A 9,436-nucleotide genomic window follows, 5' to 3' on the forward strand; every position below is an offset into this window, starting at 1 on the left:
CCGATATGAGCCCCGTCCTCGCAGGCGTGCTCCAGGTACTCGCCCTCGTCGTGGCGCTGGGTCTGGCCTACCGCCCGCTCGGCGACCACATGGCCCGCGTCTACACCTCGCCCCGCCATCTGCGGGTGGAGAGGTGGATCTACAAGGCCATCGGCGCCGACCCGAACACGCAGATGCGCTGGCCCGCCTACCTGCGCGGCGTTCTCGCCTTCTCCGCCGTGAGCGTCCTCTTCCTGTATCTGCTTCAGCGGCTCCAGGGTTCCCTGCCCGGTTCGCTCGGCTTCTCATCGATCGACCCCGACCAGGCGTTCAACACGGCGGCCTCGTTCGTCGCGAACACCAACTGGCAGTCGTACTACGGCGAGCAGGCCATGGGCCACGTCGTGCAGACCGGCGGCCTGGCGGTGCAGAACTTCGTCTCGGCCGCCGTCGGCATCGCCGTCGCAGTGGCGCTCGTCCGTGGCTTCGCGGCCACCCGCAGCGGTGAACTCGGCAACTTCTGGGCCGACCTGGTGCGCGGCACCGTGCGGATCCTGCTGCCGATCGCGGTGATTGCCGCGCTCGTGCTGGTCGCCTGCGGAGCGATCCAGAACTTCTCCGGCATCCATGAGGTCGGCCAGTTCACGGGCGGCTCGCAGCAGTGGAACGGCGGCGCGGTCGCCTCCCAGGAGGTCATCAAGGAGCTGGGCACGAACGGCGGCGGCTACTTCAACGCCAACTCGGCCCACCCGTTCGAGAACCCCAACGGCCTCTCCAACCTCTTCGAGATCTTCCTGATCCTCGTCATCCCCTTCGCCCTGACGCGCACCTTCGGCCGCATGGTCGGCTCGCTCAAGCAGGGGTACGCGATCCTCGCCACCATGGGCGTCATCTGGCTCGGCTTCACCGCGCTGATGATGTGGACCGAATTCGCCCACCACGGGCCCGCGTTCGACATCGCGGGCGGAGCGATGGAGGGCAAGGAGAACCGGTTCGGCGTCGGCGGCTCGTCCATCTTCGCGGTGGCCACCACCCTCACCTCGACCGGTGCGGTCAATTCGTTCCACTCCTCGTACACCGGCCTCGGCGGCGGCATCACGATGCTAGGGATGCAGCTCGGCGAGATCGCACCCGGCGGCACCGGCTCCGGCCTCTACGGGATGCTGATCATGGCGGTCATCGCCGTCTTCCTCGCCGGTCTCATGGTCGGCCGTACGCCGGAATACCTGGGCAAGAAGATCGGTATTCGTGAGATCAAGCTCGCCGCCTGCTACATCCTGATCACACCGGCCCTGGTGCTCTGCTTCACCGCCGTGGCGATGGCCCTGCCCACGCCGGGCAACTCGATGACCAACTCGGGCGCACACGGCTTCTCGGAGATCCTCTACGCCTACACCTCCGGGGCCAACAACAACGGTTCGGCGTTCGCGGGGCTCAACGCCGACACCCAGTGGTTCAACACGACGATCGGCCTCGCGATGCTGCTGGGCCGCTTCCTGCCCATGGTGTTCGTCCTGGCCCTGGCCGGCTCGCTGGCCGGGCAGCGGCCCGTACCGGCGACCGTCGGCACCCTCGGCACCCACAAACCGCTCTTCAGCGGCCTGCTGGTCGCCACCATCATGATCATCGCCGGTCTGACCTACTTCCCGGCCCTCGCCCTGGGGCCGCTGGCCGAGGGGCTGGCGTCATGACCATCCGTACGAAGCAAGAGGACGCGATGTCCACACCCACTCCGGCCCGCGCACCGCACCAGGACGCACCGGCCGGGTCCGCTCCCGAAGGGCGCGTCGGCGCCGGGCTGTTCGACCCCCGGATGCTGATCGCCTCGCTCCCCGACGCGATACGCAAGCTCGACCCACGGGTGATGGTCAAGGCACCGGTGATGTTCGTGGTGCCCGTCGGTTCCGTGCTGACCACCGCGCTCGCGGTGCTGGACCCGACCGACTGGTTCGGCTGGGCGATCGCCCTCTGGCTGTGGCTGACGACGATCTTCGCCAACCTGGCGGAGGCGGTCGCCGAGGGCCGGGGCAAGGCCCAGGCCGACACCCTGCGCAAGGCGAAGACCGACACCGTCGCCCGCCGGGTCACCGGCGCGAACGAGGAGCGGATCCCCGGCACCGAGCTGCGCGTCGGCGACCTCGTCGTCTGCGAGGCAGGCGACATCGTCCCGGGCGACGGGGACGTCGTCGAGGGCGTCGCGAGCGTCGACGAGTCCGCGATCACCGGCGAGTCCGCCCCGGTCATCCGGGAGTCCGGCGGCGACCGCAGCGCCGTCACCGGCGGTACGAAGGTGCTCTCCGACCGCATCGTCGTCAGGATCACCACCGAACCGGGCGAGACCTTCATCGACCGCATGATCGCCCTGGTCGAGGGTGCCGCCCGGCAGAAGACACCCAACGAGATCGCCCTCAACATCCTGCTGGCGTCCCTCACCGTCGTGTTCCTGCTCGCGGTCGTCACCCTGCAGCCGTTCGCGATCTACGCCGGCAGTGAGCAGTCCATGATCGTCCTGGCCGCGCTGCTGGTCTGTCTGATCCCGACCACCATCGGCGCCCTGCTCTCCGCGATCGGTATCGCGGGCATGGACCGCCTCGTCCAGCGCAACGTGCTCGCCATGTCCGGCCGGGCCGTCGAGGCCGCAGGCGACGTCTCGACGCTGCTGCTCGACAAGACCGGCACCATCACTCTCGGCAACCGCCAGGCCGCCGAGTTCCTCCCCGTCGCAGGGGCGACGGAAGCCGAACTGGCGGACGCCGCCCAGCTGTCCTCGCTGGCCGACGAGACACCCGAGGGCCGGTCCGTGGTGATCCTCGCCAAGGAGAAGTACGGCCTGCGCGAACGACACCAGGGCGAGCTCACACACGCCGAGTGGGTCACGTTCACCGCCCGGACCCGTATGTCGGGCGTGGACGTCGACGGACGCAAGGTCCGCAAGGGCGCGAGCGGATCGGTCGTCGCGTGGGTGAAGGAGCGGGGAGGCACCGTCTCGCCGGACGCGCAGGCCCTCACCGATCGCATCTCCGCGGCCGGCGGCACCCCGCTGCTGGTGGCCCGCCAGGACGCGGAGGGCGCCCAGGTGCTGGGCGTCATCCACCTCAAGGACGTCGTCAAGGCGGGCATGCGGGAGCGGTTCGCCGAACTGCGCCGGATGGGCATCCGTACGGTCATGATCACCGGCGACAACCCGCTGACCGCGAAGGCCATCGCCGAAGAGGCCGGCGTCGACGACTTCCTCGCCGAAGCCACCCCCGAGGACAAGATGGCCCTCATCAAGCGGGAGCAGGCGGGCGGCAGGCTCGTCGCGATGACCGGCGACGGCACGAACGACGCCCCCGCGCTCGCCCAGGCCGATGTCGGCGTGGCCATGAACACCGGCACCTCGGCCGCCAAGGAGGCCGGGAACATGGTGGACCTGGACTCCGACCCGACCAAACTGATCGAGATAGTGGAGATCGGCAAGCAGTTGCTGATCACCCGCGGCGCACTGACGACGTTCTCCATCGCCAACGACGTCGCGAAGTACTTCGCGATCATCCCCGCGATGTTCGCCGTGGTCCATCCGGGCCTGGACAAGCTCAACATCATGGACCTGTCCTCACCGCGGTCCGCGATCCTGTCCGCCGTGATCTTCAACGCGCTGATCATCGTCGCGCTGGTGCCGCTCGCCCTGAAGGGTGTCCGCTACCGGCCCAGCGGTGCGGACTCGATGCTCCGGCGGAACCTCGGCGTCTACGGGCTCGGCGGCCTGATCGCCCCGTTCATCGGCATCAAGATCATCGACCTGATCATCTCCCTCATCCCCGGAATCGGCTGACCTGCCATGAACAACTCCGTAGGAAACTCCGCCCGACTCCTCTGGGCGGGACTGCGCGCCCTTCTCGTCCTGACCCTGGTCTGCGGCGTCATCTACCCGCTCGCCGTCACCGGCGTCGCCCAAGGCCTCATGCCCGGTCGTGCGGACGGATCCGAGGTCTCGGCGAACGGCAGGGTCGTCGGCTCCGGACTCATCGGCCAGCGCTACGACCTCCCGCTCAGGAAGGGCCAGGAGACCCCGGACCCCGACCTCAGGTGGTTCCAGCCCCGGCCCTCCAACGGCCTCGGCACCAACAGCGTCAACACCCGGTACGACCTGATCCTCTCCGGCGCCACCAACCGCTCCGGCGACAACAACGAGCTCATCGACTGGGTCACCACGGCGAAGGCCGCCGTCGTCAAGGACAACTCCGTCCCCGGCCACCCCGTCAGCCCCTCCCAGGTGCCGGCCGACGCCGTCACCTCCTCCGGCTCCGGACTGGACCCGGACATCTCCCCGGCCTACGCACAACTCCAGGTGCACCGCGTCGCCGCCCGCAACCACCTCGACGCCGCACAGGTCGAAAAGCTCGTCGACCGGCACACCGACGGCCGCATCCTCGGCTTCGTCGGCGAACCTCGGGTCAACGTCCTCCAGCTCAACATCGCGCTGCGGGCGCTCGTGCGCGACACGGGAACGGGCTGAACGCACCGGATGCCCGGGTCCGGCCGTGAGGGCCGCGCCCGGGCATCAGAATTACGTCAAAACGGACCGGGCCCGCAGCTCGCGCCCGTTATGGCGGAAATCCACGGAGTAGTTTCGACGGTGGCTGCCGCTTGGGCCGCCGCCGGTCTCGGTGAACAGAACCGGTTTCAGGAAGACAATGGGGCCATGGCGCGCGGCAAACTTCGGATCTACCTCGGTGCGGCACCCGGCGTCGGCAAGACGTACGCGATGCTCTCCGAGGCGCACCGCCGGGTGGAGCGGGGCACCGACTGCGTCGTCGGCTTCGTCGAACACCACGAGCGGCCGCGCACCGAGGTCATGCTGCACGGCCTGGAACAGATCCGGCGGCGCACGATCGAGTACCGCTCGGCCTCCTTCACCGAGATGGACGTCGACGCCGTACTGGAGCGGGCCCCGGCCGTCGCCCTGGTGGACGAACTCGCGCACACCAATGTGCCGGGCTCACGCAACGCCAAACGCTGGCAGGACGTCGAAGAACTCCTCCAGGCCGGCATCGATGTGGTCTCCACGGTCAACATCCAGCACCTGGAGTCCCTCGGGGACGTCGTCGAGTCCATAACCGGCGTGCGCCAGCGCGAGACCGTGCCCGACGAAGTGGTCCGGCGCGCCGACCAGCTCGAACTGGTCGACATGTCGCCCCAGGCGCTGCGCAGGCGGATGGCCCACGGCAACATCTACAAGCCGGACCGGATCGACGCCTCGCTCTCCAACTACTTCCGTCCCGGGAACCTCACGGCCCTGCGCGAGCTGGCCCTGCTCTGGGTCGCCGACCGGGTCGACGAGTACCTCCAGCAGTACCGCGGCGAGCACAACATCCGCACCACCTGGCAGGCCCGCGAACGCATCGTCGTCGGTCTCACCGGCGGCCCCGAGGGCCGCACCCTCATCCGCCGCGCGTCCCGGATGGCGGCCAAGGGATCAGGCAGCGAGATCCTCGCCGTCTACATCGCCCGCAGCGACGGCCTGACGTCGGCCTCGCCGAAGGAGCTGACCGTCCAGCGCACGCTCGTCGAGGACCTCGGAGGCACCTTCCACCACGTCATCGGCGACGACATACCCTCCGCCCTCCTCGAATTCGCCCGGGGCGTCAACGCCACCCAGATCGTCCTCGGCTCCAGCCGCCGCAAGGCCTGGCAGTACATCTACGGGCCCGGCGTCGGCGCCACCGTCGCCCGCGAGTCCGGCACCGACCTCGACGTCCACATCGTCACCCACGACGAGGTCGCCAAGGGCCGCGGTCTTCCCATCGCCCGCGGCGCCAGGCTCGGCAGGGCCCGCATCATCTGGGGCTGGCTCGTCGGAGTGGGCGGCCCGGTCCTCCTCTCGCTGCTCCTCAAAGGCATGGAGAACGGCCCGGGGCTCGCCAACGACGTCCTGCTCTTCCTCTTCATGACCGTCGCGGCGGCCCTGCTCGGCGGGCTGCGGCCCGCCCTCGCGTCGGCCGCCGCGGGATCCCTGCTGCTGAACTACTGGTTCACCCCGCCCACCCACACCCTGACCGTGCAGGACCCCGAGAACTTCGTCGCCATCGTGATCTTCTTCGCGGTGGCCGTCGCGGTGGCCTCGGTCGTCGACCTCGCCGCCCGGCGCACCCACCAGGCCGCCAGGCTGCGGGCCGAGTCCGAGATCCTCTCCTTCCTCGCAGGCAGCGTGCTGCGCGGCGAGACCACCCTGGCCGCGCTCCTGGACCGGGTCCGCGAGACCTTCGGCATGGAGTCCGTCGCCCTGCTGGAGCGGCAGAGCGACGTCGACCCGTGGACGTGCGCCGGCAGCGTCGGACCGGCGCCGGTCGCCCGGCCCGAGGACGCCGACGTGGACATGCCCGTCGGTGACCACATGGCCCTGGCCCTGTCCGGCCGCGTGCTGCCCGCCGAGGACCGCCGCGTGCTCGGTGCCTTCGCCGCCCAGGCCGCTGTCGTCCTGGACCGTCAGCGGCTGGTCGGCGAGGCCGAGAAGGCTCGCCGGCTCGCCGAGGGGAACAGGATCAGGACCGCTCTGCTGGCCGCCGTCAGTCACGACCTGCGGACACCGCTCGCTGCCATCAAGGCCGCCGTCAGCTCCCTGCGATCCGACGACGTCGCCTGGTCCGACGACGACGAGGCAGAACTCCTCGAAGGCATCGAGGACGGCGCCGACCGCCTCGACCACCTCGTCGGCAACCTCCTCGACATGTCCCGCCTGCAGACCGGCACCGTCACCCCGCTGATCCGGGAGATCGACCTCGACGAGGTCGTGCCCATGGCCCTGGGCGGCGTCCCCGAGGACAGCGTCGAGCTGGACATCCCGGAAACGCTGCCCATGGTCGCCGTCGACCCCGGACTGCTGGAACGGGCCGTGGCCAACATCGTCGAGAACGCCGTCAAGTACAGCCCCGAAGGCGAGCGCGTCACTGTGGCCGCCAGCGCGCTGGGCGCCCGGGTGGAGCTACGGGTGGCCGACGGCGGCCGGGGCGTCCCCGACGAGGCGAAGGAACGCATCTTCGAGCCCTTCCAGCGCTACGGCGACGCCCCGCGCGGCGCGGGAGTCGGTCTGGGCCTCGCGGTGGCCCGCGGCTTCGTCGAGTCCATGGGCGGCACGCTGGACGCCGAGGACACCCCGGGCGGAGGTCTCACCATGGTCCTGACCCTCAAGGCGGCGTCGGGATACGTTCCGGTCAGCCCCGACCTGCCCGCACGCGTCACCTCATGATCCGCGGAGACCTCCGCGGCCCCCGTACGGCCCGGACGCACAGACGGACGTACGGACCCGAGGAGGACACAGACGCACGGCACGGCCGTACGGACCCACGTACGGCACATACGCACAGCACGCACGCACAGACCGACGTACAGCAGAAAGGCAGGACCGCGATGACCCGGGTGCTTGTGGTCGACGACGAGCCGCAGATCGTACGCGCCCTCGTGATCAACCTGAAGGCGCGCAAGTACGAGGTGGACGCGGCGCCCGACGGGGCCACAGCGCTCCAGCTGGCCGCCGCGCGCCACCCCGACGTCGTCGTCCTCGACCTGGGGCTGCCCGACATGGACGGCGTCGAGGTGATCAGGGGCCTGCGCGGCTGGACACGGGTCCCGATCCTGGTGCTCTCGGCCCGCCACACCTCCGACGAGAAGGTCGAGGCACTGGACGCGGGTGCCGACGACTACGTCACCAAGCCGTTCGGCATGGACGAGCTGCTGGCCCGGCTGCGCGCCTCGGTGCGCCGCGCCGAGCCCGTCGGTCAGGAGGGCGGCGACGAGGTCGTGCTGGTGGAGACCGAGGGCTTCACCGTCGACCTCGCCGCCAAGAAGGTGCACCGCGAGGGGCGCGACGTACGGCTCACCCCCACCGAGTGGCACCTGCTGGAGGTGCTGGTCCGCAACAGCGGCCGGCTGGTGAGCCAGAAACAGCTCCTCCAGGAGGTCTGGGGGCCCTCGTACGGCACCGAGACCAACTATCTGCGGGTCTACATGGCCCAGTTGAGGCGCAAGCTGGAGGCCGATCCCTCGCACCCCCGCCACTTCGTCACCGAACCCGGGATGGGCTACCGCTTCGAGCGCGCCTGAGGGCCGCCGCCGGGGTGAGCGGAGCCACTGGGGTAACCCGTTCGAGTGAGACGGCGGCCACCCGCCAGGACCCCGGGGGACCGGTACCCTTCGGGTATGAGTGCTGTTCCTCGTTTCGAGAAGTCCCAGAAGGCCGAGCGGCCGTCCGGGCGCTTCCGGCGGATGCTCGACCGGCTTTCCAGCTCCCAGGAGGACCTGGAGTGCGAGGAGCTGGAGGAGGACTCGCAGGCATCGGGATGCACCCGGATCTCCGAGTGCACCGACCGCCAGATCGTGAAGGTCACTGGTACCTTGCGGACGGTCACCCTGCGACCGCGCGCCGGAGTGCCCGCCCTGGAGGCGGAGCTCTTCGACGGCACCGCGCCGCTCGACGTGGTCTGGCTCGGCCGCCGCTCCATCATGGGCATAGAGCCGGGCCGCAAGCTCATCGCCTCCGGCCGCATCGCCATGAGCCACGGGCGCCGGGTGCTGTTCAACCCCAAATACGAACTCCGACCGCTCGGCAAGGAGTAGCCGGTGACGTCTCTCGACAAGCCGACGTCCGATACGGACCGCACCACCGACCAGCAGGAGGCCGACGCGAAAGCGGTCACCGAGGCCGCACTCTTCGAGGCCTTCGGCGGCATCCGGGGCATGGTGGAGACGGTTCTGCCCGGACTCCTCTTCGTCACGATCTTCACCATCGACAAGAACCTCACGAACTCGGCCATCGCGGCCGTCGCCGTGTCGCTGGTGCTCGTGGTCGTCCGGCTGATCCGCAGGGACACCGTCAAACACGCCTTCAGCGGCGTCTTCGGTGTGGCCTTCGGCGTCGTCTTCGCGAAGATGACGGGCAACGCCAAGGACTTCTACCTCCCGGGCATGATCTACACGCTCGGACTGGCCCTCGCCTATCTGGTCAGCACGATCGCCGGCCTCCCGCTGATCGGACTGATCCTGGGCCCGGTGTTCAAGGAGAACCTCTCCTGGCGCACCCGGAACCCCGGCCGCAAGAAGGCCTATGCCAAGGCCAGCTACGCCTGGGGACTGATCCTGCTCGCCAAGTGCGCGATCCTCTTCCCGCTGTACTGGTGGGCCGACACCACCCAGTTCGGCTGGGTCCTGATCGCCCTGAAGATCCCGCCGTTCCTGCTGGCGGTCTACCTCACCTGGGTCTTCCTCGCCAAGGCGCCGCCGCCCATCGACGTCTTCGCCGAGATGGAGGCCGAGGAGCAGGCCGAGAAGGCCCGCAAGGCGGCCGCCGCGGAAGCGGCACGCGGCCAGGACTTCTGACAGACGCGAAAAGGAGGGGCCTGGGGCGCCGCGCCCCGCGGGGCGGGCCGCCCGCTAGGAAGTCTAGCCACATCGGGCTCCTCGTCTGGCCCGCCGCACGTGA

General features: G+C 69.7%; 7 protein-coding genes. All 7 read left to right on the plus strand.

Annotated features, from left to right (window positions below; translation table 11 throughout):
* Nucleotides 1-5 precede the first annotated feature (5 nt).
* Nucleotides 6-1,670 carry a potassium-transporting ATPase subunit KdpA gene (gene kdpA, locus ABZ434_RS22200; RefSeq protein ID WP_359139451.1) on the plus strand — a complete coding sequence of 555 codons (1,665 nt, stop codon included), beginning with the start codon at nt 6-8 and terminating at the stop codon, nt 1,668-1,670.
* Nucleotides 1,667-3,793 carry a potassium-transporting ATPase subunit KdpB gene (gene kdpB, locus ABZ434_RS22205; protein ID WP_359139454.1) on the plus strand — a complete coding sequence of 709 codons (2,127 nt, stop codon included), beginning with the start codon at nt 1,667-1,669 and terminating at the stop codon, nt 3,791-3,793. Before kdpA ends, kdpB begins: the two co-directional genes overlap by 4 nt.
* Before the next feature lie 6 nt (nt 3,794-3,799).
* On the plus strand, nt 3,800-4,477 hold the full coding sequence (locus tag ABZ434_RS22210) for a potassium-transporting ATPase subunit C (RefSeq protein ID WP_359139457.1): 678 nt from the start codon (nt 3,800-3,802) through the stop codon (nt 4,475-4,477).
* Nucleotides 4,478-4,663: 186 nt separating this feature from the next.
* Complete coding sequence (locus tag ABZ434_RS22215) at nt 4,664-7,207, plus strand: sensor histidine kinase KdpD (protein ID WP_359139459.1); 2,544 nt, start codon at nt 4,664-4,666, stop codon at nt 7,205-7,207.
* A 161-nt stretch (nt 7,208-7,368) separates the two neighbouring features.
* The gene (locus ABZ434_RS22220; RefSeq protein WP_359139462.1) at nt 7,369-8,061 is read left to right on the plus strand and encodes a response regulator; all 693 of its coding nucleotides are present in this window, start codon (nt 7,369-7,371) and stop codon (nt 8,059-8,061) included.
* Between the two features lie 96 nt (nt 8,062-8,157).
* A complete protein-coding gene (locus tag ABZ434_RS22225) occupies nt 8,158-8,574 on the plus strand; it encodes an OB-fold nucleic acid binding domain-containing protein (protein ID WP_311309795.1) in 417 nt (138 codons plus the stop codon).
* A 3-nt stretch (nt 8,575-8,577) separates the two neighbouring features.
* Nucleotides 8,578-9,333: a DUF3159 domain-containing protein gene (locus ABZ434_RS22230; RefSeq protein ID WP_359139465.1), complete on the plus strand. Its 756-nt coding sequence runs from the start codon at nt 8,578-8,580 to the stop codon at nt 9,331-9,333.
* The last annotated feature ends 103 nt before the right edge of the window (nt 9,334-9,436 follow it).

Origin of the sequence: Streptomyces sp. NPDC005761, assembly GCF_040630635.1 — a bacterium.
Taxonomy (GTDB): Bacteria; Actinomycetota; Actinomycetes; order Streptomycetales; family Streptomycetaceae; genus Streptomyces.

Coding starts and splice junctions, on each gene's coding strand:
- kdpA (WP_359139451.1), top strand. CDS start 6: ATGAGCCCCGTCCTCGCAGGCGTGCTCCAGGTACTCGCCCTCGTCGTG.
- kdpB (WP_359139454.1), top strand. CDS start 1,667: ATGACCATCCGTACGAAGCAAGAGGACGCGATGTCCACACCCACTCCG.
- ABZ434_RS22210 (WP_359139457.1), top strand. CDS start 3,800: ATGAACAACTCCGTAGGAAACTCCGCCCGACTCCTCTGGGCGGGACTG.
- ABZ434_RS22215 (WP_359139459.1), top strand. CDS start 4,664: ATGGCGCGCGGCAAACTTCGGATCTACCTCGGTGCGGCACCCGGCGTC.
- ABZ434_RS22220 (WP_359139462.1), top strand. CDS start 7,369: ATGACCCGGGTGCTTGTGGTCGACGACGAGCCGCAGATCGTACGCGCC.
- ABZ434_RS22225 (WP_311309795.1), top strand. CDS start 8,158: ATGAGTGCTGTTCCTCGTTTCGAGAAGTCCCAGAAGGCCGAGCGGCCG.